Source organism: Streptomyces sp. NPDC093260 (assembly GCF_040683715.1).
Classification (GTDB): Bacteria; Actinomycetota; Actinomycetes; order Streptomycetales; family Streptomycetaceae; genus Streptomyces; species Streptomyces sennicomposti.
Genome location: NZ_JBFBEK010000039.1, coordinates 1 through 25,683 on the forward strand (window position 1 = coordinate 1; position 25,683 = coordinate 25,683).

At 72.0% G+C, this 25,683-nt stretch carries 24 protein-coding genes and 2 pseudogenes; 6 read left to right on the plus strand and 20 right to left on the minus strand.

Features of this window, described 5'->3' with window-relative positions; all coding sequences use genetic code 11:
* The 5 genes and pseudogenes from AB0N63_RS32860 to AB0N63_RS32880 form a co-directional block, all read right to left on the minus strand.
* A pseudogene (locus tag AB0N63_RS32860) lies at positions 1-223 on the minus strand (aminofutalosine synthase MqnE); the annotation flags it as partial.
* Positions 224-271: 48 nt separating this feature from the next.
* Positions 272-727, minus strand: coding sequence for an Lrp/AsnC family transcriptional regulator (locus tag AB0N63_RS32865; RefSeq protein WP_009190018.1), 456 nt, complete (start codon positions 725-727; stop codon positions 272-274).
* Between the two features lie 104 nt (positions 728-831).
* Positions 832-1,503, minus strand: coding sequence for a UbiX family flavin prenyltransferase (locus AB0N63_RS32870; protein WP_365534947.1), 672 nt, complete (start codon positions 1,501-1,503; stop codon positions 832-834).
* Positions 1,504-1,605: 102 nt separating this feature from the next.
* On the minus strand, positions 1,606-2,508 hold the full coding sequence (gene mqnP, locus AB0N63_RS32875; RefSeq protein WP_365534950.1) for a menaquinone biosynthesis prenyltransferase MqnP: 903 nt from the start codon (positions 2,506-2,508) through the stop codon (positions 1,606-1,608).
* A gap of 79 nt (positions 2,509-2,587) precedes the next feature.
* Positions 2,588-4,039, minus strand: a complete 1,452-nt coding sequence (locus AB0N63_RS32880) for a menaquinone biosynthesis decarboxylase (RefSeq protein ID WP_365534952.1) — start codon at positions 4,037-4,039, stop codon at positions 2,588-2,590.
* A 208-nt stretch (positions 4,040-4,247) separates the two neighbouring features.
* On the opposite strand from AB0N63_RS32880, the gene AB0N63_RS32885 reads away from it, so the two are divergent.
* Both AB0N63_RS32885 and AB0N63_RS32890 read left to right on the plus strand, forming a co-directional pair.
* Complete coding sequence (locus AB0N63_RS32885) at positions 4,248-4,853, plus strand: DUF6232 family protein (protein WP_365534954.1); 606 nt, start codon at positions 4,248-4,250, stop codon at positions 4,851-4,853.
* Positions 4,850-5,203, plus strand: a complete 354-nt coding sequence (locus AB0N63_RS32890; RefSeq protein WP_365534956.1) for a hypothetical protein — start codon at positions 4,850-4,852, stop codon at positions 5,201-5,203. Before AB0N63_RS32885 ends, AB0N63_RS32890 begins: the two co-directional genes overlap by 4 nt.
* A 126-nt stretch (positions 5,204-5,329) precedes the next feature.
* On the opposite strand, the gene AB0N63_RS32895 is transcribed toward AB0N63_RS32890, so the two are convergent.
* The 9 genes from AB0N63_RS32895 to AB0N63_RS32935 form a co-directional block, all read right to left on the minus strand.
* Positions 5,330-5,752, minus strand: coding sequence for an SRPBCC domain-containing protein (locus tag AB0N63_RS32895; RefSeq protein WP_365534958.1), 423 nt, complete (start codon positions 5,750-5,752; stop codon positions 5,330-5,332).
* Positions 5,753-5,896: 144 nt separating this feature from the next.
* Complete coding sequence (gene ccsB, locus AB0N63_RS32900) at positions 5,897-7,003, minus strand: c-type cytochrome biogenesis protein CcsB (protein ID WP_365534960.1); 1,107 nt, start codon at positions 7,001-7,003, stop codon at positions 5,897-5,899.
* A complete protein-coding gene (locus AB0N63_RS32905) occupies positions 7,000-8,850 on the minus strand; it encodes a cytochrome c biogenesis protein ResB (protein ID WP_365534962.1) in 1,851 nt (616 codons plus the stop codon). Before AB0N63_RS32905 ends, ccsB begins: the two co-directional genes overlap by 4 nt.
* Positions 8,851-8,853: 3 nt before the next feature.
* Positions 8,854-9,615 (minus strand): cytochrome c biogenesis protein CcdA, encoded by a 762-nt coding sequence (locus tag AB0N63_RS32910; RefSeq protein WP_365534964.1) that lies wholly within the window; start codon positions 9,613-9,615, stop codon positions 8,854-8,856.
* 6 nt (positions 9,616-9,621) lie between these two features.
* Positions 9,622-10,287 carry a TlpA disulfide reductase family protein gene (locus AB0N63_RS32915; RefSeq protein WP_365534967.1) on the minus strand — a complete coding sequence of 222 codons (666 nt, stop codon included), beginning with the start codon at positions 10,285-10,287 and terminating at the stop codon, positions 9,622-9,624.
* A 66-nt stretch (positions 10,288-10,353) separates the two neighbouring features.
* On the minus strand, positions 10,354-11,667 hold the full coding sequence (locus tag AB0N63_RS32920; protein WP_365535072.1) for a hypothetical protein: 1,314 nt from the start codon (positions 11,665-11,667) through the stop codon (positions 10,354-10,356).
* 274 nt (positions 11,668-11,941) lie between these two features.
* Positions 11,942-12,658 (minus strand): histidine phosphatase family protein, encoded by a 717-nt coding sequence (locus AB0N63_RS32925; protein ID WP_365534969.1) that lies wholly within the window; start codon positions 12,656-12,658, stop codon positions 11,942-11,944.
* Positions 12,655-13,971: a glutamate-1-semialdehyde 2,1-aminomutase gene (gene hemL, locus AB0N63_RS32930; RefSeq protein ID WP_365534971.1), complete on the minus strand. Its 1,317-nt coding sequence runs from the start codon at positions 13,969-13,971 to the stop codon at positions 12,655-12,657. The genes AB0N63_RS32925 and hemL overlap by 4 nt, the downstream gene beginning before the upstream one ends.
* Before the next feature lie 563 nt (positions 13,972-14,534).
* A complete protein-coding gene (locus AB0N63_RS32935; RefSeq protein WP_365534973.1) occupies positions 14,535-14,717 on the minus strand; it encodes a hypothetical protein in 183 nt (60 codons plus the stop codon).
* Between the two features lie 54 nt (positions 14,718-14,771).
* Here AB0N63_RS32935 and AB0N63_RS32940 point away from each other — a divergent pair, with 54 nt between their 5' ends.
* A complete protein-coding gene (locus AB0N63_RS32940; protein ID WP_009190004.1) occupies positions 14,772-15,209 on the plus strand; it encodes a hypothetical protein in 438 nt (145 codons plus the stop codon).
* Positions 15,210-15,432: 223 nt separating this feature from the next.
* Here AB0N63_RS32940 and AB0N63_RS32945 read toward each other — a convergent pair.
* The 4 genes and pseudogenes from AB0N63_RS32945 to AB0N63_RS32960 form a co-directional block, all read right to left on the minus strand.
* A pseudogene (locus tag AB0N63_RS32945) lies at positions 15,433-16,059 on the minus strand (alpha/beta hydrolase); the annotation flags it as partial.
* 282 nt (positions 16,060-16,341) lie between these two features.
* A complete protein-coding gene (locus AB0N63_RS32950) occupies positions 16,342-16,752 on the minus strand; it encodes an STAS domain-containing protein (protein WP_365534976.1) in 411 nt (136 codons plus the stop codon).
* A gap of 88 nt (positions 16,753-16,840) precedes the next feature.
* A complete protein-coding gene (locus tag AB0N63_RS32955) occupies positions 16,841-17,599 on the minus strand; it encodes an IclR family transcriptional regulator (RefSeq protein ID WP_365534978.1) in 759 nt (252 codons plus the stop codon).
* 351 nt (positions 17,600-17,950) lie between these two features.
* Positions 17,951-19,447: an MFS transporter gene (locus AB0N63_RS32960; RefSeq protein WP_365534980.1), complete on the minus strand. Its 1,497-nt coding sequence runs from the start codon at positions 19,445-19,447 to the stop codon at positions 17,951-17,953.
* A 199-nt stretch (positions 19,448-19,646) separates the two neighbouring features.
* On the opposite strand from AB0N63_RS32960, the gene AB0N63_RS32965 reads away from it, so the two are divergent.
* From AB0N63_RS32965 to AB0N63_RS32975, 3 genes are all read left to right on the plus strand, one after another.
* Complete coding sequence (locus tag AB0N63_RS32965; RefSeq protein ID WP_365534984.1) at positions 19,647-20,345, plus strand: TetR/AcrR family transcriptional regulator; 699 nt, start codon at positions 19,647-19,649, stop codon at positions 20,343-20,345.
* 285 nt (positions 20,346-20,630) lie between these two features.
* Positions 20,631-21,170, plus strand: coding sequence for a hypothetical protein (locus AB0N63_RS32970; protein WP_365534987.1), 540 nt, complete (start codon positions 20,631-20,633; stop codon positions 21,168-21,170).
* A gap of 232 nt (positions 21,171-21,402) precedes the next feature.
* Positions 21,403-23,223, plus strand: a complete 1,821-nt coding sequence (locus tag AB0N63_RS32975; RefSeq protein ID WP_365534990.1) for a phosphatidylglycerol lysyltransferase domain-containing protein — start codon at positions 21,403-21,405, stop codon at positions 23,221-23,223.
* Positions 23,224-23,368: 145 nt separating this feature from the next.
* Here AB0N63_RS32975 and AB0N63_RS32980 read toward each other — a convergent pair whose 3' ends face one another.
* Together AB0N63_RS32980 and AB0N63_RS32985 are read right to left on the minus strand one after the other, a co-directional pair.
* Positions 23,369-24,931, minus strand: a complete 1,563-nt coding sequence (locus AB0N63_RS32980; protein ID WP_365534993.1) for a HAMP domain-containing sensor histidine kinase — start codon at positions 24,929-24,931, stop codon at positions 23,369-23,371.
* Positions 24,932-25,645 carry a response regulator transcription factor gene (locus tag AB0N63_RS32985; RefSeq protein WP_365535075.1) on the minus strand — a complete coding sequence of 238 codons (714 nt, stop codon included), beginning with the start codon at positions 25,643-25,645 and terminating at the stop codon, positions 24,932-24,934. It abuts the gene before it with no gap.
* Positions 25,646-25,683: the final 38 nt, after the last annotated feature.

Below are 25,683 nucleotides of genomic sequence, written 5' to 3' on the forward strand. Positions count from 1 at the left end.
AGGAGCAGTACGCACACGACGCCGTGCACACGTTCGTCATGTTGAGATGCCGGTTGACGTTGAAATGCACCACGTCACCGTTCATCCGGGTACGCACCTCGTGCGCGAGACCCCCCAGCCACGCCAGATCGTCCGACTCGTACAGCGCGACGCCGTCCTCACGCGACAGCCGCTCACCGGAACGGACCTTCTCCTCCAGCTCGCGCTTGAGCCCGACGTCCATGCGAACACCTCTTTCCGAAAAGTCTCCGATTACCGTACGCCGCGCGCCCTAGACCTCTTCGGGCAGCTCACCGACGCGGTTCTCCCACTTCGTGGACAGCACGATCGTCGTACGGGTGCGGGAGACGCCCTTGGTGCCGGACAGCCGGCGGATGATCCGCTCCAGGCCGTCCACGTCGGTGGCCCGGACCTTGAGCATGAAGGAGTCGTCGCCGGCGATGAACCAGCAGTCCTCGATCTCCGGCAGGTCCTTCAGCCGCTGCGCCACGTCCTCGTGGTCGGCGGCGTCGGAGAGCGAGATGCCGATCAGGGCCGTGACGCCGAGGCCGAGCGAGGCGGCGTCCACCGTGGCCCGGTAGCCGGTGATGACCCCGGCCGCCTCCAGGCGGTTGATGCGGTCGGTGACGCTCGGTCCCGACAGGCCGACGAGGCGCCCCAGCTCCGCGTAGGAGGCCCGGCCGTTCTCCCTGAGGGCCTGGATGAGCTGCCTGTCCACCGCGTCCATGCGATCGAAGCCTTCCCCTGACGAGATCCGGCGAGGGATCTGCGAGATTGCCGAAGTTCTGCCGAAGTGTTCTGAGGTGGTGCTCGGTACTGATCCGCTGCCGCTCAGGCGGGGCGGGCGCCGCCCAGTTCGCCCTCCCAGCGGCGGTAGAGGCGGTGGGACACGCCCACCGCGTCCAGGGCGCGGCCGGCGACGAAGTCCACCAGGTGCTGGATGTGCGTCGCGCCGGCGTAGAAGGCGGGCGAGGCGGGCAGGACGGTGGCGCCCGCGTCGTCCAGTGCGACCAGCTGCCGCAGCGTCGGCCCGTTCAGCGGGGTCTCCCGAACGGCCACGACCAGCGGGCGGCGCTCCTTGAGCGTCACGCCCGCCGTCCGCTGGAGCAGGTCCTTCGACAGGCCGAGCGCGACTCCGGCCACGCACGCCGTCGAGGCGGGCACGATCAGCATGCCCCTGGCGGGGTACGAGCCCGAGGACGGCCCGGCCGCCAGGTCGCCGGCACTCCAGTGCCGTACGTCCGTGACGTCCACGTCGAACGTGCCGGGCTTGCCGTCGGCCCCGAGGGAGAGCCATTCACGCAGGTCGTCCTGCCAGTGGGCGTCCCGGAAGGAGATGCCGGTCTCATCCAGCAGGGTGAGCCGCGAGGCCCGGCTGACCACCAGGTCGACGCTCTCCCCGGCGTCGAGCAACGCGCGCAGGACGGCGGCCGCGTACGGCGTACCGGACGCTCCGGACACCCCCACGATCCAAGGCGTGCGCTGCGTTTCTCCTGGCTTCATGGTGTCGAGCCTATCCGGCGGCGTTCATGATCCGAACCGGGAGGGACGGTGTCCCGCACCGGGTCCCGCACCCGGTACCGGACACCGCCCCGGAACCGTCGGTCAGACCGTCAGCCCCCGCACCAGCAGGTCCAGCAGCGTGCACACGAAAAGGGCGATGCCGATGAACCCGTTGACGCTGAAGAAGGCCCGGTTCACCCGGGACAGGTCGTGCGGGCGGACGATCGTGTGCTCGTAGAGGAAGGCTCCGGCGACGATCACCAGGCCCACCCAGAAGAAGACGCCGGCGCCGGTGGCCAGGGCGTACCAGACGAACAGGGCGGTGGTGACCGTGTGGCAGCAGCGGGCGCCCCAGATGGCGGCCGGGACGCCGAAGCGGGCCGGGACCGAGCGGACGCCGATGCGGCGGTCGGTCTCCACGTCCTGGCAGGCGTAGATCAGGTCGAAGCCGCCGATCCAGACGCCCACGGCCACTCCCAGGATCACCGCCTTCCACGACCACTCGCCGCTGATCGCCAGCCAGCCGCCGACCGGGCCCATCGCCTGCGCGATGCCGAGGATGGCCTGCGGGAAGTCCGTGAACCGCTTGCCGTAGGGGTAGACCACCATCGGGATCACCGCGACCGGGGCCAGGGCCAGGCAGAGCGGGTTGAGCAGGGCGGCCGCGCCGAGGAAGACGACGAGGGCGACCAGCGCGCCGGTCCAGGCGTGCCGCACGGTCATGGCGCCGGTGACCAGCTCGCGGTGGGCGGTGCGGGGATTGCGGGCGTCGATCTCGCGGTCGATGATCCGGTTGACCGCCATGGCGAAGGTGCGCAGGCCCACCATGCAGACGGTGACCAGCAAAAGCCTGCCCCAGTGGATGGACTTGTCCCACTCGTACATCGCGGTGAGCGAGGCGATGTAGGCGAAGGGCAGTGCGAAGACCGAGTGCTCGATCAGGACCAGGCGCAGGAACGCCTTGGTGCGTCCCGGCTGGGGGATCGCGGCGGACGCTGTGCTCACAGGCCGTACTCCGGATCATCCCCGCGGTGGCGGGGAAGCCCCGTCTCCGCGCTGTCCGACGCCCTCATGTCGGCTTTGTTCACAGTCCGTATTCCTTCCAGCGTCGCGTCACTCGTTCGGCCGTGTCGGGGTCGGAGACCACCATCTCCGGCCAGCCGCCGTCGCGGGTGTAGCCCTCCTCGGGCCACTTCCGCGTCGCGTCGATGCCCGCCTTGCCGCCCCAGAACTGCTGGTAGGAGGCGTGGTCGAGGTGGTCGACGGGGCCCTCGACCACGGTGAGGTCGCGGGCGTAGTCGGTGTTGCCGAGGGCCCGCCAGGCGACCTCGTGCAGATCGTGCACGTCGCAGTCGGCGTCGACCACCACGATCAGCTTGGTCAGGGACATCATGTGCGCGCCCCAGACCGCGTGCATCACCTTCTGCGCGTGCTTCGGGTACTTCTTGTCGATGGAGACGATCGCGCAGTTGTGGAAGCCGCCCGCCTCGGGCAGGTGGTAGTCCACGATGTCCGGCACGATGATCTTCAGCAGCGGCAGGAAGAAGCGCTCGGTGGCGCGGCCCAGCGGTCCGTCCTCGGTGGGCGGGCGGCCGACCACGATCGACTGGAGCAGCGGCCGCCTGCGCATCGTCATGCAGTCGATGGTCAGCGCCGGGAACGGCTCCTGCGGCGTGTAGAAACCGGTGTGGTCGCCGAACGGCCCCTCCGGCAGCATCCTGCCCGGCTCCAGCCAGCCCTCCAGGACCACCTCGGCGTGGGCGGGGACCTGGAGCGGAACGGTCTTGCAGTCCACCATCTCGATCCGCCTGCCCGCGAGGAACCCGGCGAACAGGTACTCGTCGATGTCGCCGGGCAGCGGCGCGGTGGAGGCGTACGTGACGGCGGGCGGACAGCCGAAGGCGATGGCGACCGGCAGCCGCTCGCCGCGCCGGGCCGCGACCTGGTAGTGGTTGCGGCTGTCCTTGTGGATCTGCCAGTGCATGCCGATGGTGCGCCGGTCGTGGCGCTGGAGCCGGTACAGCCCGAGGTTGCGGACGCCGGTCTCGGGGTCCTTGGTGTGGGTGAGGCCCAGGTTGAAGAAGGAGCCGCCGTCCTCGGGCCACGTGAACAGCGCGGGCAGCGCGTTCAGGTCCACGTCCTCGCCGCGCAGCACGACCTCCTGCACGGGGGCTTCCCTGACCTTGCGCGGCGGGACGTGCGTCATCGCGCCGAGCTTGCCGAACGCCTCGCGCACGCCGACGAAGCCGTGCGGCAGCTCGGGCCGCAGCAGCCCGCCGATCTTGTCGCTGATGTCGCCGTACGCCTTCAGGCCCAGCGCCTTCAGCAGCCGCCGGTCGGTGCCGAAGACGTTCATGGCCAGCGGCATCGCCGAGCCCTTCACGTTCTCGAAGAGCAGCGCGGGGCCACCGGACTTCTGCACCCGGTCGACGATCTCCCCGACCTCCAGGTACGGGTCCACCTCGGCCTTGATGCGCTTGAGGTCGCCCTCGCGCTCCAGCGCCCTGAGCAGGGAGCGAAGATCGTCGTAAGCCATGTGTCCCAGTATCTTCCACGGGCCCGCCCGCCCCCGTCACCGGGGCGGCGCCGGGGGCGGCACGCGGCTGACGGCATGTCAGGCACGGCGGTCAAATCCGCACATCGCCAGCGCACTTGACGTGCGGATTCGAGTTGCGTGGGCAGCGCGCCGCGTAGTTAATGGGTGTCACTCAGTGGTGAGCGTCACTCACGTCTCAGGGGGACCCATGGACAGAACCGAACCGCCGGGGCACTACGACGTCCCGCCACCGCCCACCGCGCCGCCGCCCACCGCGCGCTCCGTCGACATACGGGTGAGCAAGCGGCTGCTGTGGGTCGGCGGGGCCGCCTACCCGCTGGAGAACATCACCCGCGTCCACACCTTCCTCCTCACGCCCAGGCGGTGGGAGGCCACGCAGCTGTTCCTCAAGCGGCTGGGGATCATCCTGTCGGTGGCCTTCGCCCTCACGATCCTCGGCGGCATCACGGGGCTGGCCAGCCAGGACGCGGCCGGCACGATCGTCACGCTGGTCTGGATGGGGGCCGTCGCGGCGCTCGTGCTGAGCATCGTCGACCTGGTGGGCGTGCTCGGGGCGCCCACGCAGTACGTCCTCGCGGTCGAGACGTCCGGTCCCTCCATGGCCCTGGTGACCTTCCCGCAGCCGCACTACCTGGACCAGCTCGTCGGCACCCTCGTGCACGCGATCGAGAACCCCGAGGCGGAGTTCCAGGTCCGGGTGGAGCGCGTCCTGGTCAACCCCAGGAACTACTACTTCGGCGACAACGTGAACATGTACGGCGGCACCGGCAACGTGGGGATGGCGAAGGCATGAGCGGCGACACGTACCACTTCGGCGACAGCGTGAACATGCACGGCGGGCGCGGCAACATCGGCATGATCAAGAACCAGGCGGCCCCCGCGTCCGCCGAGGCACCCTCGCCCGAGCTGGAGGCGGCGGTGCGGGAGCTGGTGGCGCTGGTGCGGGAGCTGCGGGCGAGCGTCCCGGCGGCCAGCGCGCGGGCCATCGACGACTCGCTGCCGGACATCACGGCGGACCCGGCCGCGCCGCCGCAGGAGCGGCACCGGGCGCTGATGGCCGTCGCGGGCATCGCGGCGACGGTGGGCGCGGTGGGGCAGCCGGTGATCGAGGCGGTGAACCGGATCCTGGAGCTGGTGGGATAGGCGGCTCCCCTGCCGGGATGGGCGGCTCCCCTGCCGGGGTGAGCGGCTCCCCTGCCGCGGTCGGCGGTGGCGCCGCCGGGGCGGGCGGCCGTGCTGCCGCCTACGGCCGGCCGGCCGGGCGTCCGGTCACGGCCGGTCACCCATGCGCTCGATCAGACGTTCGAACCGAGCGCGCCAGCCCGCCTCCGACTCCCCCTCCGTCTCCGCCTCGCCGTCACCCTGGAACTCGCGGGTGAAGCGGAGCACGGAGCCGTCCGCGCCGTCGCGTTCGAGGTGGAAGCGGATCCGGTCGCCCTCGCCGACGGTGTACTCGGCCACCCGGTCGACGTCCCAGGCCGTGATCCGCCCGCTGCCGAGGCCGCGCAGGCTGACCGCGCCGCCGAGCCGCGGCTCCAGCTCGTCAGCGGCGGCGCACCAGGCGGCGAGCCCGTCCGGGGTGGACAGCGCCGGCCAGACCTTCTCCATGGGCCGGGGCAGCCGCACCAGGAAGTGCAGCAGATGGGTGTTCCCGTGGGTCTGGCTTGTGCCCTGTTCGATGGAACCGGTCATGACACCAGCCTGCCGCCATCCGGGAGGCCGCGCACGCGCCGGGCCGCCCGGCCCCCTCGGTACGGCGAAGGCCGGGTTCCGCCGACCTTCCGGTCGCCGGAACCCGGCCTTCGCCGAGGCGGGCTCACCCGTGCGCGGACGGGCTCACACCCCGGCGTAGGAGTGCTTGCCGCCGACGAAGATGTTCACGCCGTAGTAGTTGAACAGCCAGCAGGCGAAGGCGATCAGCGCGATGTACGCGGCCTTGCGGCCCTTCCAGCCGGCGGTGGAGCGGGCGTGCAGGTAGCCCGCGTAGGCGACCCAGGTGATGAAGGCCCAGGTCTCCTTGGGGTCCCAGCCCCAGTAGCGGCCCCAGGCCGACTCGGCCCAGATGGCGCCCGCGATGATCGTGAACGTCCACAGCGGGAAGACGGCCGCGTTGATGCGGTAGGAGAACTTGTCCAGGCTCGCCGAGGCGGGCAGCCGTTCAAGGACCGAGGTCGCGAAGCGGCCGGGCTTGCCGCCGCCCGCGAGCTTGTTCTCGTAGGAGTCCTTGAACAGGTACAGCAGGGTGCCGACCGCGCCCACGTAGAAGACCGCGCCGCACAGGATCGCGGTGGAGACGTGGATGTACAGCCAGTACGAGTGCAGGGCCGGGACCAGCTGGTCGCTCGCCGTGTAGAGGACGGTGACGGCGAGGCCGAGGTCGAGCAGGACCGTGGTCGTGAGGAACAGGCCGAGCCAGCGGACGTTCTTCTTCAGGGCGAGCAGCGTCAGGTACACGCCGACCGCGACCGTGGAGAAGGTGATGTTGAACTCGTACATGTTGCCCCACGGCGCCCGCTCCACGGAGGCCGCGCGGGCGATGACGCCGCTCAGCTCCACCAGGAACGCGAGCACGGTGAGGGAGACGGCGATCCGCCCGTACAGGTCGCCCTGCACGTCGCCGCCGTGCGCGCCGGGGCCGTCGGGCACGTCGCGCGAGCCGGTCGCGGAGCGCACGACGACCTTGGGCCGCTCCAGCACGGCGGTGCCGCCTGCGGACTTCACCGCCACCGCCGGGGCCTGCGCCCCGGCCGTGCCGTCGTCCTTCGCGGTCAGCGCGGCGGCGGTGCGGGCCACCTTGCTGCGGCTGCCGAACAGCCATTCGGCGATGTAGGCGAAGAAGGCCAGGGTGTAGACGGCCATCGACGAGTAGATGAGCGTGTTGCTGATGTGCGCGAGATGCTCGTTGGTCGCCGTGGCGAGTTCGGTTGCGGCGGCGAGAGTCACTTGGTCTCAGCCCCTTCGGCGGGTACGGGGGTGTCGGCGTCCGGCCGGTCGGCGGCGGCGTCGGTCTGGGTGGGTGCCTTGTCGTGTACGAGGGCGGCCAGGGCGCCGACCTCCTCGGGGAGTTTCGCGGACTCGCTGCGGCCGAGGCCGGCCACCTCGACGACCGTCACGCCGTCGTCGCCCCGCACGGCCCGCACCCACACACGGCGGCGCTGGATGAACAGGGAGCCGGCCAGACCGGCGATCGCGGCGAGGGCGCCGGCCAGCGCCCAGCCCGTGCCGGGCTGCTGGACGATCTGGAAGCCGGCCCACTCCTCGATGTTCTTCTCGAAGGTGATGGAGCCGGCGCCGTTCGGCAGCGTCATGGTCTCGCCCGGCAGCAGCCGGGACTTGAGGATGTCGCCCTTGGCGTCCTTGAACGGCTTCAGGTTCGGGTTCTTGGTGTCCAGCTGGTAGACGTTCTGCGGGGTGCCCGCGTCCACGCCCAGGTCGCCGTGGTAGCCGCCCAGCGCGAGGACGGGGAAGTTGAGCCCCGGGAACTGGGAGAACATCGTTCCCTTGCCGGCGCCCGCGAAGGTCGGCACGAAGAACGCCGAGAAACCCAGCTGCTCCTTCTTGCCCTGCGCGTTCCGGTAGCCGTCGAAGACCTTGATGGCGCCCTGCGAGGTCTCGTTGGAGTCCAGCGGCAGCATCGGGACCGCCTGGCGCAGGACCACGTTGCCCTTGCCGTCGCGCACGGTCACCGTCGGCGCGTAGCCGTGGCTGACGAGGTAGACCTTGGCGTCGCCGATCTCCAGCGGCTCGTTGACCTTGATGGTCTTGTGCTTCGGCTCGCCGTCGGCGCCCACGCTGTAGTCGACGTCCGCCTCGAAGGTGCGGGCGGTGCCCTTGTTGGGGCCGTCGGTCTCGTAGGTGGCCGTGAACTTCTTCAGGTCGAAACTGAACGGCACCAGGTTGTCGTCGTCGAAGAGGTTGCCCGACTTGAAGTCGTCGTACTGGGTGAGGGTGTTGGCGAAGCCGTCGCCCTCGACGATCAGCTTGTCGCCCTCGGTCTTGTAGAGCTGGCCCCAGGCGAAGGCGACCAGCATGACGATCAGGGCGACGTGGAAGACCAGATTGCCGGCCTCGCGCAGGTAGCCCTTCTCGGCGGCGACCGCGTCGCCCGCGGTGTGCGCGCGGAAACGCCGCTGCTTCAGCACCTGGAGCGCGGTATCGCGGACCTCCTCGGGCGAGGCGGCGGTGCGCCAGGTCGCGTACGCCGGGAGCCGGGTGAGCCGCTTGGGGGCGCCCGGCGGACGGCTGCGCAGCTGGCCGACGAACTGCCAGGTGCGCGGCACGATGCAGCCGATGAGGGAGACGAACAGCAGGATGTAGATCGCGGAGAACCACGGCGAGCTGTAGACGTGGAACAGGCCGAGCTTGTCGTAGATCGGTCCCAGCGTGGTGTGCGCCTGCCGGAAGGCGTCGACCTTCATGGCGTTGCTGCCGGTCTGCGGGATCAGCGAACCGGGGATGGCACCGAGGGAGAGCAGGAACAGCAGCAGCAGCGCGACCCGCATCGAGGTCAGCTGCCGCCAGAACCAGCGCACCCAGCCGACGGCCTCCCGCCCGGTCCAGGCCAGCCGGCCGGCCAGGCCCGGGGCGCGGTTGCCGCCGAAGGAGCCGGGGACGGACGTCTCGACGGGGGCGGTGGACAGCTGCGAGCCGGCCGCGCCGAGGTCGTCGTCGGCGACCGGGGCCGCCTCACCGGTGGTCTCGCCGGGGGGCGCGGTGTCCGGGGCGTCCTCGCCGGGGGGCCCGGCGGCCGGGGTGCCCTCGGCGCTCGTGCCGGTTGTCGTCTTGCTCATGGATCAGATCCCCACAGTGAAGCCGTTGGACCAGGTCTGCATCTCCTGCACCAGCCGGTCCCAGGCGCCGGTGAGCAGCAGCACACCGGTCACGATCATCATCGTGCCGCCGATGCGCATCACCCAGACATAGTGGCGCTTGACCCAGCCGAAGGCGCCGAGGGCCTTGCGGAAGGCGATGGCGGTGAGCACGAACGGTATGCCGAGTCCGGCGCAGTACGCGACGGTCAGCAGCGCGCCGCGGCCGGCGCTGGCCTGCTGGAAGGAGAGCGTCTGGACGGCCGACAGTGTCGGGCCGATGCACGGGGTCCAGCCGATGCCGAACAGCGCGCCGAGGACGGGCGCGCCGACCAGGCCGGTGGCCGGCCGCCGGTGGAAGCGGAACTCGCGCTGGGTCAGCCAGGGCATCAGGCCCATGAAGAACACGCCCATGAGGATCATGAGCACGCCCAGCACCTTGGTGAGGGGGCCCTTCTGGTCCTGGAGGTTCTGCCCGAAGTAGCCGAACAGGGCGCCGCCGGAGACGAACACGACGGTGAAGCCGAGGACGAACAGGGAGGCGCCCGCGGCCATCCGCCCGCGCCGCGCCTCGGCCAGGTCGGTGCCGGTGACCCCGGTCACATAGGAGAGGTAGCCGGGGACGAGCGGCAGGACGCACGGCGAGAAGAAGGAGACGAGCCCGCCGAGCACGGCGACGGGCAGCGCGAGCAGCAGGGCTCCGCTGAAGACCGTCTGGTTGGGGTCAGTGGCTGCGGCCAGTAGCACGACGGCTCACTTCTCCGCGACGACCGGGTCGAGCATCTTGCGCAGTTTCTCCTCGCTGAGCCCCTGGAGGGCGCGCGCGGCGATCCTGCCGTCCCGGTCCACGATGATCGTGGTCGGGATGAGCTGCGGGTTGAGCGTGCCCTTCTTGAAGCGGAGCATCAGCTTGCCGGTCGGGTCGTACAGGCTCGGGTAGGGCACCCCGAAGGACTTCTCGAACTGGAGCGCCGGCTGGGTGCTGGTGTCGCGGGTGTTGATGCCGACGAACTGCACGCCCTTGTCGGCGGTGTCCTTGGCGACCTTGACCAGGTTGGGCGCCTCGGCCCGGCAGGGCGCGCACCACGAGCCCCAGACGTTCAGCACGACGACCTTGCCCCGGTAGGAGGCGAGGTCGAGCTGCTTGCCGTCGATGGTCTTGCCGGACAGGTCGGGGGCGGGCTTGCGCTCGCCCTTCTCGACCGTCGAGATGCCGTCGGAGCCGGTGATGAAGTGGGTGTCGCCCGAGCCCCCGGAGGTCCCTCCGGAGCCGCACGCGGACAGGGTGAGCGCCGCGACGGCGGTCACGGTGGCGAGGAGGGCGGCGCGACTGCGCACGCGCGTCGTGCGCGTGCGGTGCGGACGGGACGTGCGGTTCGCCCGGTTCGAGCACTGGGGGGCGCGGCTGACGGCACTCATGTGAAAAGTTTCGCATGCCTGTTCCGGGGATCTTCCGCACCCCCCTCGCGGGCGGAAAACCGCATATCAGGCGCTGTTCGAGGCCCCCGAGGCGGTGCCGGCGCCGGCGGTGCTCCCCGCGGTGGCGGTGTCCTGGAGGAAGGTCTTCCAGCCGCCCGCCGGCTGCTGGCCGACGCCGAGGGTGCGCAGCTTGGCGAGGACCTCGGGCTTCTGCACGTCCAGCCAGTCGACGAACTGGCGGAAGGAGACCAGGCGTACGTCCGCGCCCTTGTCCCGCTCGTTGGCGATGTGCTTGAACGCCTCCTCGACGGAGTCCATGTAGATCCCGCCGTTCCACTGCTCGAAGTGGTTGCCGATGAAGAACGGCGCCCGGTTCGTCCGGTAGGCGCGCTCGAAGCCCTGGATGTAGGCCTGCGCGGACTGCCTGCGCCAGCCCGGGTAGTTGGCGGGCGGCGCCTTGGTGGAGTTCACCGACTGGTTGGCGAGCATGTTGTAGTCCATCGAGAGGACCTGGAACGAATGTCCGGGGAAGGGTATCTGCTGGAGCGGCAGGTCCCATATGCCCTTTTTCTTCACCGGCCAGGTCTGGAGACCGCCGGGCGAGGAGGCGTCGTAGCGCCAGCCCAGCTCGCGGGCGGTGGGCAGCAGGTTGTCCTGGCCGAGCAGACAGGGAGTGCGGCCGCCGGCCAGTTCCTTGTCGTAGTCGAAGGGCAGCGCGGGCAGGTCGTGCCAGCCGGTGTTGGTCTTCCACTCCTTGACGAACGCCTTGGCCTGGTCGATCTCGGCGCGCCACTGCTGTGGCGTCCACCACTTGACGGAGGTGTGGGCCTCGCCGCAGAAGTGGCCGTTGAAGTGGGTGCCGATCTCGTGGCCTTCCAGCCAGGCGCGGCGGACGTTGGTGAGCGTGGCCTTGATGTGCTCGTCGGTGAGGTAGCCGATGTCGGAGGCGCCCTGCCGGTTGTTCGGCGGGTTGTACATCCGCTTCTTCGCCTCGGGCAGCAGATAGAGCCCGGAGAGGAAGAAGGTCATGCTCGCCTGGTGCTGCTTGGCCAGGTCGAGGAAGCGCGGGAAGAGCCCGTTGCCGACCTCGCCGGCGCCGTCCCAGGAGAAGATCACGAACTGCGGCGGGGTCTGCCCCGGCTCCAGCGGCACGGGCTTGGCCGGCTGGTGGGGCTGCTTGCCGGTGAACGAGGTCGAGCCGTCGCCGATCAGTCGCGCGGGGGTCTCGGTGCCCTTGCCCTGCGCGCCCTTGTCCGAGCCGGAGCCGGCCGGGTGGCCGGAATCGCCCGACGAGTTCTGGCCGCCGCAGGCCGCCAGCGAGACGGCGGCCGCCGTGCCCGCGCCGAGGCCGAGTATTCCCCTCCGGGAGAAGGTGCGCATGGAGATCCCCGATCCGTCACGGTCCTCTGATGTGGTCACCCACTCAGAGGTCGTGACGGAGAGGAAGGTTGCGCGGATCAATATGAAATTCACAACAAACGCATGGAAATTGCTCGTTTATGACTGAGGGCTTACCCGGTCCCCACGCTCCGTGCGGTAAGCGCAGCGCGCGGCGTGTGCGGTGCGTGCCGCGCGCTGCGTGTGCGCGACCCACCGTGCGGCGGGGTGGGGCGCCGATTTCCGGATCGGCGCCCGTGCCGTCACGTACCGGAGGTCACGCTCCGAAGGCCTTGCCCTGCCCCTTCACCGGCCTGGCGCCCGCCAGGAGGTGGGCCGGGACCAGATCGCGGGCCGGCTCGCTGTAGCCGACGGAGACGATCCGGTCGCCCCGGTACGTGAACGTGGTCAGCGAGGCGAGCGTGCACTGCCGCTTGCGCGGATCATGCCACAGCCGCCGCCGCTCGACGTAGGAGCGCACGATCCAGATCGGCAGCTGGTGGCTCACCAGCACCGCCTCGTGCCCGCGCGCCCTGTCCTTCGCCGCGTTCAGCGCGCCCATCATGCGCACCACCTGGTCGACGTACGGCTCGCCCCAGGACGGCCTGAACGGGTTGACCACGTGCTTCCAGTTGGCGGGCCGGCGCAGCGCGCCGTCGCCGATGCCGAAGGTCTTGCCCTGGAAGACGTTCTCCGCCTCGATCAGCCGCTCGTCGGTGTCGAGGTCGAGCCCGTGCGCCTTGGCGATCGGCGTCGCCGTCTCCTGCGCCCGCTCCAGCGGGGAGGCGACGACGTAGGTGATGTCGCGCGGCGCGAGGTGCTCGGCGACCCGCTCGGCCATCTGCCGGCCCAGCTCGGACAGGTGGTAGCCGGGCAGCCGCCCGTAGAGCACGCCGGTGGGGTTCTCGACCTCTCCGTGGCGCATGAGGTGGACGACGGTGATGTCGTCGTCGCCCTTGTTCCCGCCCTCGGCGCCCATGGTCTCCTCGCTCATGCCGTCGCCTCCGCAGCCGCCCGGGCCGCCGCCGGGAGGGCGTCGGCGATCCGCTGGAGGGCCTGCTCGTCGTGGGCGGTGGAGACGAACCAGGACTCGAAGGACGACGGCGGCAGGTAGACGCCGTTCGCCAGCATCGCGTGGAAGAAGGCGGTGAAACGGAAGGACTCCTGCGCCTTGGCGTCCTCGTAGTCGCGCACCGGCCGGTCGGTGAAGAACACCGAGAACATGTTGGAGGCGTTCTGCAGGGTGTGCGCGACGCCCTCCTTGGTCAGCGCCTCGGAGACGAGGGCCTGGATCTGCTGGGAGACGGCGTTCACCTTGGCGTAGGCGGCGTCGTCGAGCAGGCGCAGCTGGGCGAGGCCGGCGGCGGTGGCGACCGGGTTCCCGGAGAGGGTGCCGGCCTGGTAGACGGGACCGGCCGGGGCGAGGTGCGCCATCACGTCGGCGCGCCCGCCGAAGGCCGCGGCCGGGAAGCCGCCGCCCATCACCTTGCCGAAGGTCATCAGGTCCGGCTCGACGCCGTCGACGCCGAACCAGCCGGCACGGCTGGTGCGGAAGCCGGTCATCACCTCGTCGGAGATGTACAGCGCGCCGTTGTCCCGGCACAGGTCCTTGAGCCCCTGGTTGAAGCCGGGCAGCGGCGGGACGACGCCCATGTTGCCGGGCGAGGCCTCGGTGATCACGCAGGCGATCTCGTCCGGGTGCGCGGCGAAGGCGGCGCGCACGGCGTCGAGGTCGTTGTACGGCAGCACGATCGTGTCACCCGCCTGGGCGCCGGTGACGCCGGGCGTGTCGGGCAGCGCGAAGGTGGCGACGCCGGAGCCGGCGGAGGCGAGGAGCGAGTCCACGTGGCCGTGGTAGCAGCCGGCGAACTTCACCACCTTGGTGCGCCGGGTGAAGCCGCGGGCCAGACGGATCGCGGACATGGTGGCCTCGGTGCCGCTGGAGACGAGGCGGACCTGCTCCAGCGGGGCGACCCGCGCCGCCATCTCCTCGGCGAGGGCGACCTCGCCCTCACCGGGCGTGCCGAAGGAGGTGCCGCGCGCCACGGCCTCCTGCACGGCGGCGATCACCTCGGGGCGGCCGTGGCCGAGGATCATCGGGCCCCAGGAGCACACCAGGTCGACGTACTCCCGCCCGTCGGCGTCCGTCAGGTACGGGCCGCTGCCGGACACCATGAACCGGGGCGTGCCGCCCACGGCGCGGAAGGCACGCACCGGCGAGTTCACGCCGCCGGGCGTGACGGCCGCCGCACGGTCGAACAGCGCCTGCGAGACGGGGGCTTCGTATGGATATGGCAGTTCGCTCATGACCTGCGACTTCTCCGATTTCTCGGTTTCTCGGCGGCTTCTCGTACATCCGGTGGGCAGTGACCTGTTCAGGGTAGGCCAGGGCACGGGCCGGGCCCGGGGCGGCTCGGGGGCGGGGTGAGGTGGTCCTGGGGGCGGCTGAGGGTCGCGGCGGCCCCGGGCTCAGAGGGCGTGTGGGGCGGAGAGGGCCGCGTGAGGCAGAAGGAGACGCCTGAAGCCGGGAGGAACCCCGTGAGGCCGGGGTGTTGTGGGGCTGAGGGGTGCTGTGGGGCTGGTAGGGCCGAGTGAGGGTGAGAGGGCGCCGTGGGGCCGAGAGGGTGGCTGAACGCGATGGCCGCGGAACCCGGAGGTCCGAAGAAGCGGATTCGTCGCCGCCCATCTGAGAAACTGGACGCCTCGTACGTATGGACAGGGCGAAGGGTCGTGTCAGGGTCGTGTCGGAGACGTCTCGCTCGGGGACCGCGAAGATCCGCGGGCGGAAGTCCCGGGCGTACGTTTCGGCGTGCGGCCGTGGGGGAGGTCACTGACACGATGATCGGGTTGCGCGGCGGGGACCACGCGTCCTAGAACAGCAGTCGGGTGGAGATATGCATCGCGGTGGCGGACTGGGCGAGGGGACTGACGACCTGGGTCCTCGACGTGCCCGGCGGGGAAGGCACCGACGCGAGGCGGAGGAAGCGGCCGAGACACGTCAGGAACAGGGCGTACCGAGTGAGCCCGAGCGGCTCGACCGGCGCGTCGATCACCGGATCGACCGCAGGGCCGACCGTCTCAGGGCCGGAAGCAGGAATGGTGGTCGGGTGGGGGTGACGTACAAGTACTTCGGCGCGCCCGACGGCGCGACCGCGGCCCGTGTCCCGATCTCGATGCGCCCCGAGGAACTCGGCGGCGACGAGCTGGGCATGAACGGCATGTTCACCAAGATCAAGCCCGAGACGATGGCCGCGATGGTGCTGACCGGCATCGAGGGCGTGCCCCTGCACAAGGTCCCGCCCCTGGAACTGGTCGTCCTGCACCCCGACTACGCGGTCGTCAGACTCCCGATGACCGTCGTGGACCCGCTCCGCGACATCGGCGAGGAGGCGGTGGGCGCGGCGGCCTTCATCTGGTCCACGGTCCCGGACCGCGGCGGCCCCCGCGACGCGTTCAACGTGTACCAACTGCTGCACGAGTGGCAGGACTTCAGCCATCGGTTGCATGAGGCGGGGCATCAGCCGTACTGCCTGGTGTGGCCCTGAGCCGGAATCTCGTGGGACGCGGGCGGGACTTCCGGGTTACGCCCCCGGCAGGGCCGGCGTCCAGGAGGGCCGTCAGGCAGTCGGGGCGTATCGAGGGCACACACGGACCGGGGCGGCCCCTCTCCGCCGGAACCGCGCCACTGGACAACTCACCTCTCGCTGGTGCTGGTTGCCTGTGTCAGTGCCCCCGCCCTGACCGGGAAGGTACGCCGGGTCGGATGCCTTACAGGTTGTCCGCGTAGAAGCCGGCGAGTCGTTCGACGGCGGCGTCGACGTATTCGGGTACGTCGTACATCTCGTAGTGGCCGGCGCCCTCGATCACCATGAGGTCGACGGGGTTGGGGGCCAGCTTCCACAGCTGCATGCCCATGTCGTAGGAGCCGGTGGTGCCGATGCGTCCGGCGAGGATGACCTGCAGGGGCTGGGTCATGAGCCGGTCGGCCAGGTGGAACGCGTCGTAGCCCAGCAGGAGGGAGTCGCCGCGCAGGAGGCGCCGGTTCGTGGAGTGTTCGTTGCCGCCGCGCTCGGTGCGGTAGTAGGTGATGGCCTGCGTGGTGTCGATGTCGGTCAGGCCCGCTGCCGCGGCGTCCTCGAGGGTGTCGGGCAGCCAGTTCACGCGGGTCATCTCGTCCGAGGCCTCTTCGGTCCGTGCGTCCGCGAGGGCGTCGAGTGCTGCGGCCGGACCGTCGGGCTGGAAGCCGCGGAACGAGGCGCCGATGTTGACGGGGACGACCGTGCCGACCGCTTTGATGCGGTGGTCCGTGCGTGCGGTGTGCACGGCGTAGCCCCCACCGGCGCAGATGCCGAGGACGCCGATGCGCTGCGGGTCGATGCCGGGGGTCGTGGTGAGCACGTCCGCAGGCTGGCGAGGGTCACCCCCCAGGACCGCGTCGAACTGCAACGCATCCTCAAGGCGATGCTCGCCTCGCCCGCGGCAGGCCGTACGCGCGAGTGAGCCGTACGCGCGAGTGACCCGTCTCTCCGGTGTCCTGCCGCGCCTGCGGGCTGCGCCCGAGATCGCCATCGCTCCTCATCCGGAGGATCTCCCCCGCCCCACCCCCCACCCCACGGGACGAGCGCCCAGCGGAAGCGTCCACGACCCACGCGGACTCGGCCCACCGCCCCCGCCGTCTCACGCGTGGACGTGCGGCCAGCCCTCCAGGCCGTTGCCCTTCGGGGCGTGGTGGGTGGCCTCTGCCGGGGAGGTGTGGAACGTGTACACCGTGCGCAGGCCGCCGATGCTGAAGACCCTGAGAATGCGGGGGTCCGCGCAGGTCAGGGTCAGGGAGCCACCGTGGGCGCGGAGGCGCTTGGTGATCGCGACGATCATGCCCAGGCCCATCGAGTCCAGGAACGTCACCTCGCACAGGTCCAGCACGAAGTGGCGGCGGCCCTCGTCCATGAGCCGGAGGACGGTCTCGCGGATGCCGGGAGCGGAGCAGACGTCCACCTCACCGGTGACGCTGACGACGGTCCAGCCGTTCGCCGTGCGGTGCTCGACGCGGTCGTCGCGTTCCGGGGTGCGCTGTGTGGGGGTCCGCACTCTTCGCCCTCTGCCTTCGCCGTCCGTCCCTGATGTCTGGTTTGTCCAGTGAACGGTTTTCCGGCCATGCCCCACAAGGGCGCGAGTTTCAGATAGTGAGCGAGAGGCCCCTCGTCACCCGGTTCGCCGCCGCCAGCAGCCGTGCCGAGGCGTCCCCGATCCCCGGCGCGCGCTCCGCCCGCAGCGAGACCCCCAGGGAGCCCAGCGTCTCCCCCCGGTACACCGGCACCGCCACACACACCACCCCGAGCGAGTACTCCTCCAGGTCCGTGACGGCATCCGCGTCCGACACCTGCTCCAGCCGGCGCAGCAGCTCACCGCGGTGGGTGATCGTCCTCGGGGTGAGGTCCGCCAGGGTGTGCCGGGACAGGTACTCCTCGCGGCCCTCCTCGTCCAGCTCACGCAGCACGCACTTGCCGAGCGCCGTGGCATGGCCCGCGTCCTCGAACCCCACCCACAGCTCCGCGCGCGGCGCCCTCGGTCCGTCCACGATCTCCGCCACCCGTATCTCGCCGTCCTCGTAGAAGGTGAGGTACGCCGCCGCGGACAGGTCGTCCCGCAGCGAGCCCAGCATCGGGCGGATCCTGCTGATCAGCGCCTGTTCCCGGCTGACGTTGTGCAGCGAGCCCAGCCTCTCGCCGAGCACGAAGGAGCCGTCCTCCAGTTTCCGCACGTAGCCGTCGTGCGCGAGGGTCCGCAGCAGGTGGTACGCCGTGGCCGGGGCCAGGCCCGTCTCCCGCGCCAGCCGCTTCGCCGGTGCGCCGCCCTCATGGGCCCCGACCGCCTCCAGCAGCCGGAACGCCCGCTGCACGGAGGTGATGAGTGTGGGGCCGCCACGCGTGCCCATGCCTCCACGGTGCGCCCCCCGGGCGTCGAGGGCAAGCCCGGCCCCCGGGCCCTGCCTCCGCTTCCGCCCACCCGCATCGACGCGCTCCCCTTCACCCCCATCGCCCTGACGACCGTCGGCTACGGCGACATCGCCCCGCACGGCCGCCCGCGTCGTGACCGTCCTCCAGCTCCTCCGCACCTTCGTCTGCCTCACCGCCGCGGCCACCACCCTCAGCCGCCGCGCACACGGACTGCTGAACACCCGTTCGAGTCATCACCGCGGCGACCGGTGAGCCGCCCCGTGCCGCCGAACGAACGGCACCCGCAGGGGACCTCCCCTCCGGATGCCGTTCGCCGCCGCTCCCCCGGCTCACCCGCCGGCCGGCGTTCCGCTCTTCCGCAGGAACACCACGGCGATCACGACGCCCGTGAGGACCAGCGCCGCGTTCACCGCGATGGCCCACGTGACGCCGTGCAGCACCGCGCCCGCGGTCGCCGTCCCGGCCGTGGCGGTGACGACCGCCGACATGACCGGGGTGCCCAGCGTGATGCCGATCTGCTGGGACATGGTGGCCAGGCCCGTCGCCAGGCCCTGCTCCCGGTCCGGCAGCCCGGAGGTGGCGGTGACCATGAAGCCGACGATGACGAGCATGTTGCCCACGCCCCCGAAGAACGTGGCGGGCAGCAGCAGCCACATCCAGCCCGCCCCCTCCCCGAGCAGCAGCAGTGCGCCCGTGAACACCGCCTGGACCAGCCCGCCCGCGACGAGCGCGGTGAGCGTGGACCCGCGGGCGATCACCTTGGGCGCGAGCAGACCGCCGGCCACGGTGCCCAGCCCCAGCACACCGAAGGAGACGCCCGCGGTCAGCGCGGAGAAACCGAGCGTCTTCTGCATGTACAGGGTGAGCAGGTAGACGAGCGAGGTCTCGGTGACGAACGCCAGCACGCCGAGCACGTTGCCCCAGGCCACCGTCGGCCGACGCAGCACGTGCAGCGGCACCAGTGGCTGGGCCACCCGGCGCTCCACGGACCGGAACACCGCGATCAGGACGGCGCCGGCGAGCAGCCCGGTCAGGGCGAGGCCGTCGGTCCAGCCGTGTTCCCCCGCGCGGGTGAGGCCGTAGACGATGCCGAGCAGGCCCAGGGTGACGCTCAGCGCGCCGGGCAGGTCGAGCCTCGGACGCTGAGCGGGGCGCGACTCCTTGATCACCGCTGGGGCGACGAGCAGGACGGCGAGGGCGACCGGGACGTTGACGAAGAAGGACCAGCGCCAGGAGAGCAGGTCGGTCAGTACGCCGCCCAGGACCGCGCCGGTGGTGAACCCGGCAGACATCAGCGCGCCGTTCAGCCCGAGCGCCTTCTCGCGCAGCGGCCCCTCGGGGAAGGACGTGGTGAGCAGCGACAGGCCCGCCGGAGTGACGGCCGCGGTGGCCAGGCCCTGCGCGATCCGGGCGGCGATCAGCACGGTGGGCGAGGTGGCGAGTCCGCCGGCGAGGGAGGCTGCCCCCAGGACGGCGAGGCCGGCGAGGAAGATCCGCTTACGGCCGACCAGGTCGCCGATCCGGCCGAAGAAGAGGGTGAAGCCGGCCGCGCACAGCGCGAAGGAGGTGGCGATCCACTGGAGGCCGCCCAGGGAGAAGCCGAGGCCGTCGCCGATCTCGGGCAGCGCCACGTTCAGGATCGAGAAGTCGACGGCCAGCATGAACTGCGCGACCAGGAGGACCGCGAGGATCAGGCTCAGACGGCTGGTGAGCCGTTGGTCGGGGGCGGGGGTGGAGGTGGGTGCGGGCGTGGTGGTGGCGGGGCCGGCGCCGTCGGGTCGGCCGGTCCTGGGTGCGCCCGGAGGCGTCGGAATTGCCGTAGACATGACAGGAGGTGCCTTTCGGGCGGGTCGGGCGTGGGCCGAGCGGGTGAGAGGCGGTGAGTCAGGCGCGGGCCGTATCGCGCGGGGCGCCGCCGCGAGGTCGTGCCTGATTGCACCGGGCGACCACAAATGGGTCCGCGGTTCCGTTACAGTGAGGACCGTAGCACTGGACGCGCCGTAACGGAACAGGAGTACCGATTAGATGCCCACCCCCGCACCCGCCACCCCGGACGGCCCGGACAGCTCGGCCGCCCCGGACGGCCCGGATGAACCGGACGGACCGGCTGATTCGGACAGCCCTTCCTCCTCCGCCGCTCCCGGCACCGTGCGCCCCGGCGGGCGTACCGCACGCGTGAGGGAAGCCGTCCTCGACGCGGCCGGGGACGTCCTGGCCGAGGCCGGGTTCGAGGGGCTCGACCTCGCCGACATCGCCCGCCGCGCCGGGGTCGGCAAGACCACCGTCTACCGCCGCTGGGGCACCCCAGCCGGGCTCGCCGCCGATCTGCTGGCGGACATGGCCGAGCAGTCCGTGCCGCGCGCCCGCACCGGCAGCCTGGCCGAGGACCTGCGCGCCAACGCCCGTCTCGTCGTCAAGACCCTCACCGACCCCCGGCAGGGCCGCCTCTTCCGCGCGCTGATCGCCGCCTCGCTGTGCGATCCGCAGACCGCGGAGGCGCTGCACCGCTTCTACGCCGTACGGGTCGAGGAGTGGGCCGGGTGCGTCACCGACGCCGTCGGACGCGGGGAGCTGCCCGCGGGGACCGACGCCGGCGCGGTGGTGAGCGCGGTCTCGGCGCCGCTCTACTACAGCCTGCTCAACACCGGCGAACCGCTCGACGAGGCCGCCGCCGACCGCGCCGCCGCGGCCGCCCTCGCCGCCGCCCACGCGGGCGTGTACTGACGTCCCGGTGGGCGCCACGGTGCTGCGCGGCGCCCTGTCGGCGGCCGCACGACGGCGGCGCGCGACGGCCGCCGCCCACCCGCCGGGGGACGCCCGGTTTCGTCTGCGAGCAGGACACTACGTACTGTAGGGCCCCGCTCGCCTTTCACACTGCCGACGGGGGATCTCATGCGGGAAGCGCACTGCCCAGGGGGCCGGCCCGGCGCCGGCACCGGTGCGAGGCCCGGCGCCACGCGCCACGAGGACGCCGGGGGCGCGCTCGGGCCGACCGTCGCCGTGCTCGTCGTGAGCCTGACGATCGCGGCCGTCGGGGCGTACGAGCTGTGCGGTTTCGGGCTGCACATCCTCAATCCGCGACCGCGTCTGTTCAACAACGGCTTCGCCACCGCCGGGGTCATCGTCGCCACCATGGCGGCGGGCGCGGCGGTGGGCAACCTGGTGTGGCTGCTGACGGCTCCGCGACGGCGCGCGGTGCGGGACGGGGTGGGGCTCTTCTTCGGCGGCGCCGTCGCGGACAGCGACACCGGTACGGCCGCCCACCGGGACGCCGGTGCGGTCGCCGACGGGGACGCCGGTGCGGTCGCGATTCCGGGCCCCGGTACCGCCGCAGCCCCGGCCGCCGATACCGCCGGGTCCGTCCCGACGGCCGGCGGCCCGGCCGCGGACACTTCGTCCGACGGGCCGGGCAGCGGTTCAGGCGAAGGGCCGAACGGCGGCCCGGCCGACAGCTCGGACACGCGTTCGAATGACGTTCCGGACCGCCGTCCGGGCGACGGCCCGGCAGGCGCCGCCCCCGCCGGTGAGGAACCGGCCGCCGCCGGGTAAACGCCACCGACCCCGTTCCTTACCTTCGCCCGCGACAGTGGGCCCCAGTGGTCCGGCCGGACCCGTCACGCCGCGAGCCGTCGGACGCCGTGCGCTCAGCACCGAGCGCACGGCACCGAGCGGCCGTGACGGGCGCACACCGGGCCACGCGTCCGGCGTTCCGCCCGCCGTGCGCCCCCTTTCCACCGGTACCGCCGGTTTCGCCGGCCCGCTTCGAGGTGACGTGTCACCCATGCCCGCTGATCAGTCGCTCTCCGTCCCCCCACAGCGCGATGTCCGCCCCTCCGCCCGCCCGTCCCCCAGCCCCCGGCTGCGGGCGCGCGCCGCCTCCGCGACCGTCTGGTACCTGCGGCTGCTCGCGGTGCTCAACATCGTCGCGGTGCTCTCCCTGCCGTTCCGCGAGGAGGTGCACGAGCACAACGCCGGCGAGTTCTTCACCCCGTACCTGGCCACCGCCGGCCTGGTCTCCGCGGCGCTCGCGCTGTTCCTGGCCATGGTGATGCGCCGCCGCAAACGCGCCGCCTGGGTGTTCAACCTGATCCTGGCCGGCCCCCTGTTCCTGCTCTACCTCGCCGCGCTCACCCGGGACCGGTTCGCCGACCACGCCTTCAACTGGGTCTCCGCCGCGCTGACCGGCCTGTTCGTCGCCGCGTTGCTCGTCGGGCGGCGCGAGTTCAACGCCATCGGCGACCGCTCCAACCCGAGGCTGGCCCTCGCCGTCGGCGCGGCCGGCGTCCTCGTCAGCTGCGGGCTCGGCACCTGGCTGGTCGGCGCCACGAACAAGGAGCCCGGCGCCGCCGCCCTCTCCGACAAGATCGCCTACACCCTGCTGCGCGGCATCAGCGTCGGCCCGCTCGCCGACCACGTCCCCGCCGTGCACGCGCCGCGCTGGGTGGACATCACCATCAACGTCCTGATGGCCGCCACCTTCCTCCTCGTGCTCTACGCCTGCTTCCGCTCGCCGCGCGGCCGCGCCCTGCTCACCCCCGAGGACGAGAAGCGGCTGCGCGCACTGCTCGACCGGCACGGCGAACGCGACTCCCTCGGCTACTTCGCGCTCCGCCGCGACAAGGCCGCCCGCTTCTCCCCCACCGGCAAGGCCGCCGTCACCTACCGCGTCGTGGGCGGCGTCAGCCTCGCCTCCGGGGACCCGATCGGCGACGTGGAGGCCTGGCCCGGGGCCATCGACGCCTGGCTGGACGAGGCCCGCCGGCACGCCTGGACACCCGCCGTCATGGGCGCCAGCGAGGAGGCCGGCACCGTGTACGCCCGGCACGGGCTGGACGCCCTCGAACTGGGCGACGAGGCCATCGTCGAGGTCGCCGACTTCAGCCTCGAAGGGCGGGCCATGCGCGTGGTACGGCAGGCCCACAACCGGGTCCGGCGGGCCGGTTACACCGTCACCGTCCGCCGCCACGAGGACATCCCCGACGAGGAGATGGCCCGTCTGGTGGACCGCGCCGACCACTGGCGCGACGGCGCGACCGAGCGCGGCTTCTCCATGGCGCTCGGCCGCCTCGGCGACCCGGCCGACGGGCGCTGCGTGATGCTGGAGTGCCGCGACGCCGACGGTGTGCCGCGCGCGCTGCTCAGCTTCGTGCCGTGGGGCGAACAGGGGCTCTCCCTGGACCTGATGCGGCGTGACCGCGACGCCGAGAACGGCCTGATGGAGTTCATGGTGGTCGAACTGCTGCTGCGCGCCGGGGAGATCGGCGTACGGCGGGTCTCGCTCAACTTCGCGATGTTCCGGTCGGTCTTCGAGCGCGGGGCCCGGCTCGGCGCGGGGCCGGTGCTGCGGCTGTGGCGCTCGGTGCTGACCTTCTTCTCCCGCTGGTGGCAGATCGAGTCGCTCTACCGGGCCAACGCGAAGTACCGGCCGGTGTGGGAACCGCGGTTCCTGCTGTTCGCCAAGAGCGCCGACATCCCGCGCATCGGCATCGCCAGCGCCCGCGCCGAGGGCTTCCTCACCCCGCCCGCACTGCCGTCGTTCACCCGCCGCAAGGACCAGCCGGCCGAGGCCCCCGACGGCGAGGCGGCCGCTTCCGGCCGCTGACCCGGCCCGGGCCGCGCGGGGCGGGTGCCTGGCGGGAGGCGGCGGAGCGGCGGGCGCGCGCACGCCCGCGGAGGCGCGCGGAGGACGCGCACGCTTACGGGTGCGCGGGGGCGCGCGGCCCGGAAGCCGGCGTCGCGTCCGCGCCTCAGCTCCCCGCGCGCCCCCCGCCGCCCTCCTGAGGACCGCCCCGGTCGTGCCCGTGCCCGCGCTCGTGCCCGTGCCCGCGCTCGTGCCCGTACCCCCGGTCGTGCCCGTGGCCGCGCTCGTGACCGTGGCCCCGCTCGTGCCCCCGCTCCCGCTCCGCTCCCACCGTGAATCCGATCACCGCTCCCCCGCCCGGCCGCCGGGAGGCGAACGGCGCGCCACCGTGGGCCATCGCGACCTCCCGCACGATGGACAGCCCGAGCCCCGAGCCGGGCAGCGAGCGGGCGTCGGCGGCGCGGTAGAAACGGTCGAAGACGCGGATCAGGTCGCCCTCGGCGATGCCGGGCCCCCGGTCCAGGACCTCCACGCGCACGGTGCCCGGCCGGGCGGGGCCGGAGACCGCGATCTCGATGGGCGCCGTACCGCCCCGGTCGAACTTCGCGGCGTTCTCGACCAGGTTGGACAGGGCCCGCTGGAGCATGCCGGGCCTGCCCTCCACGCTCGTGTCGCCGCTCGCGCGCACCACGATGTCCCGTCCGGTACGGCGGCGGGCGAGTCCCGCCACGTCCTCGGCGACGTCGGCGACGTCGACGCGTTGCGGGGGCTCGGAGTCGGACTGGCCGGCCGCGAGGTCGACCAGTTCGTTGACCAGGTCGGTGAGTTCGCGGGCCTCCTGGGTGAGATCGGCGACCAGGTCCTCGCGGGTGGCGGGCGGCAGTTCGTCGATGCGGCGCAGCAGCGAGATGTTGGTGCGCAGCGAGGTGAGCGGGGTGCGCAGTTCGTGGCCCGCGTCCTGGACCAGGCGGCGCTGGTCCTCCTCGGACTGGGCGAGCCGGCCGAGCATCCGGTCGAAGGAGCGGCCGAGGCGGCCCACCTCGTCGTAGCCGGTGACGGGGACGTCCACGCCGAGCCGCCGGGTGCGGGCGACGTCCTCGGCGGCGGCGGTCAGGATGCGCAGCCTCCGGGTGATGCGGCGGGCCAGCCACCAGCCGCACAGGCCGGCCGCGACGACCACCGCGCCCATCAGTGCGAGGGTGCGCTGTTGGAGGGCGTGCAGCAGGTCCTCGGTGTCGCTGAACTCCTGGGCGACCTGGACGGCGCCGCGGCCGTCGCCGAGCGCGACGGTGGCGACGCGGTACACGTCGTCGGCGACGGCCACGTCCTGGTACTCGACGGTCTTCCCGGCCGTGGCGGCGGCCGCGACGGCCCGGTCGTCCCCGGTGACGGGCAGCGGGGGGCTGCCGTGGTCCACGATCTGGCCCGCCGGGCCGAGCACCTGCACATCGGTACGGCTGGGCCGGACCACCTCGTGGCCGGGCCGGGAGGAGGAGAAGTCCTGCGGGGTGCGGTCGTAGCGGCGCACCTCGTCCTGCACGTCCTGGACGACCTGGGTGAACACCGACTGCTGGTCCACCCGCACCAGCCGGGCGGCCGAGTTGTACGACAGGATGCCGACGAGGACCGTGACGGCGGCGGTGACCAGGGCGAACGTCACCGCGAACGTGGTCCGCAGCGACGACAGGCCCGGCCGTGGCCGGTCCAGCAGCCGGGCGAGCCGGCCCACTCAGTCCTCCCGCAGCACGTACCCCACGCCGCGCACGGTGTGGATCAGCTGCGGCGCGTCGGGCTCGTCGAGCTTGCGGCGCAGATAGCCGACGTAGACGGCGAGGTTCTTGGAGCCGGGGCCGAAGTCGTAGCCCCAGATGCGGTCGTAGATGGTGGAGTGGTCGAGGACTATGCCGGCGTTGCGGACCAGCAGTTCGAGGAGTTCGAACTCGGTGCGGGTCAGCTCCAGCTCACGGGTGCCGCGCCAGACCCGGCGGGCCTGGAGGTCCATGCGAAGGCCGGCCGCCTCGATCTGCCGGTCGGGCAGTTGCGGCCCCCTGGCCGGTACGTCCTCGGCGGGGCCGGCGGCGAGGGCGGGGCTGGTGCGGCGCAGCAGGGCGCGCAGCCGGGCGAAGACCTCCTCGACGTCGAACGGCTTGACGACGTAGTCGTCGGCTCCGGCGTCCAGGCCGGCGATCCGGTCGGCGGTCTCCACCAGGGCGGTGAGCATGAGGATCGGGGTGCGGTCGCCCTCGGCGCGCAGCACCCGGCAGACCTGGAGGCCGTCGATGCCCGGCATCATCACGTCCAGGACGAGGATGTCCGGCGGGGTGCGGTGTGCCTGGGCGAGCGCCTCGACTCCGTCGGCGACCGCGATCACCTCGTAGCCCTCCAGGGTCAGCGCCCGTTCCAGGGCGTGGCGGATGGCGCGGTCGTCTTCGGCGAGCAGCACGGTCTGAGGCACGCGTCCAGTCTGCCAAGGTGACGGCG

Coding starts and splice junctions, on each gene's coding strand:
- hemL (WP_365534971.1), bottom strand. CDS start 13,971: ATGAGCGAACTGCCATATCCATACGAAGCCCCCGTCTCGCAGGCGCTG.
- AB0N63_RS32965 (WP_365534984.1), top strand. CDS start 19,647: ATGCCCACCCCCGCACCCGCCACCCCGGACGGCCCGGACAGCTCGGCC.
- AB0N63_RS32905 (WP_365534962.1), bottom strand. CDS start 8,850: ATGAGCAAGACGACAACCGGCACGAGCGCCGAGGGCACCCCGGCCGCC.
- AB0N63_RS32925 (WP_365534969.1), bottom strand. CDS start 12,658: ATGAGCGAGGAGACCATGGGCGCCGAGGGCGGGAACAAGGGCGACGAC.
- AB0N63_RS32895 (WP_365534958.1), bottom strand. CDS start 5,752: ATGACCGGTTCCATCGAACAGGGCACAAGCCAGACCCACGGGAACACC.
- AB0N63_RS32975 (WP_365534990.1), top strand. CDS start 21,403: ATGCCCGCTGATCAGTCGCTCTCCGTCCCCCCACAGCGCGATGTCCGC.
- AB0N63_RS32915 (WP_365534967.1), bottom strand. CDS start 10,287: ATGAGTGCCGTCAGCCGCGCCCCCCAGTGCTCGAACCGGGCGAACCGC.
- AB0N63_RS32920 (WP_365535072.1), bottom strand. CDS start 11,667: ATGCGCACCTTCTCCCGGAGGGGAATACTCGGCCTCGGCGCGGGCACG.
- AB0N63_RS32865 (WP_009190018.1), bottom strand. CDS start 727: ATGGACGCGGTGGACAGGCAGCTCATCCAGGCCCTCAGGGAGAACGGC.
- AB0N63_RS32960 (WP_365534980.1), bottom strand. CDS start 19,447: ATGTCTACGGCAATTCCGACGCCTCCGGGCGCACCCAGGACCGGCCGA.
- AB0N63_RS32955 (WP_365534978.1), bottom strand. CDS start 17,599: ATGGGCACGCGTGGCGGCCCCACACTCATCACCTCCGTGCAGCGGGCG.
- AB0N63_RS32890 (WP_365534956.1), top strand. CDS start 4,850: ATGAGCGGCGACACGTACCACTTCGGCGACAGCGTGAACATGCACGGC.
- AB0N63_RS32870 (WP_365534947.1), bottom strand. CDS start 1,503: ATGAAGCCAGGAGAAACGCAGCGCACGCCTTGGATCGTGGGGGTGTCC.
- AB0N63_RS32885 (WP_365534954.1), top strand. CDS start 4,248: ATGGACAGAACCGAACCGCCGGGGCACTACGACGTCCCGCCACCGCCC.
- AB0N63_RS32880 (WP_365534952.1), bottom strand. CDS start 4,039: ATGGCTTACGACGATCTTCGCTCCCTGCTCAGGGCGCTGGAGCGCGAG.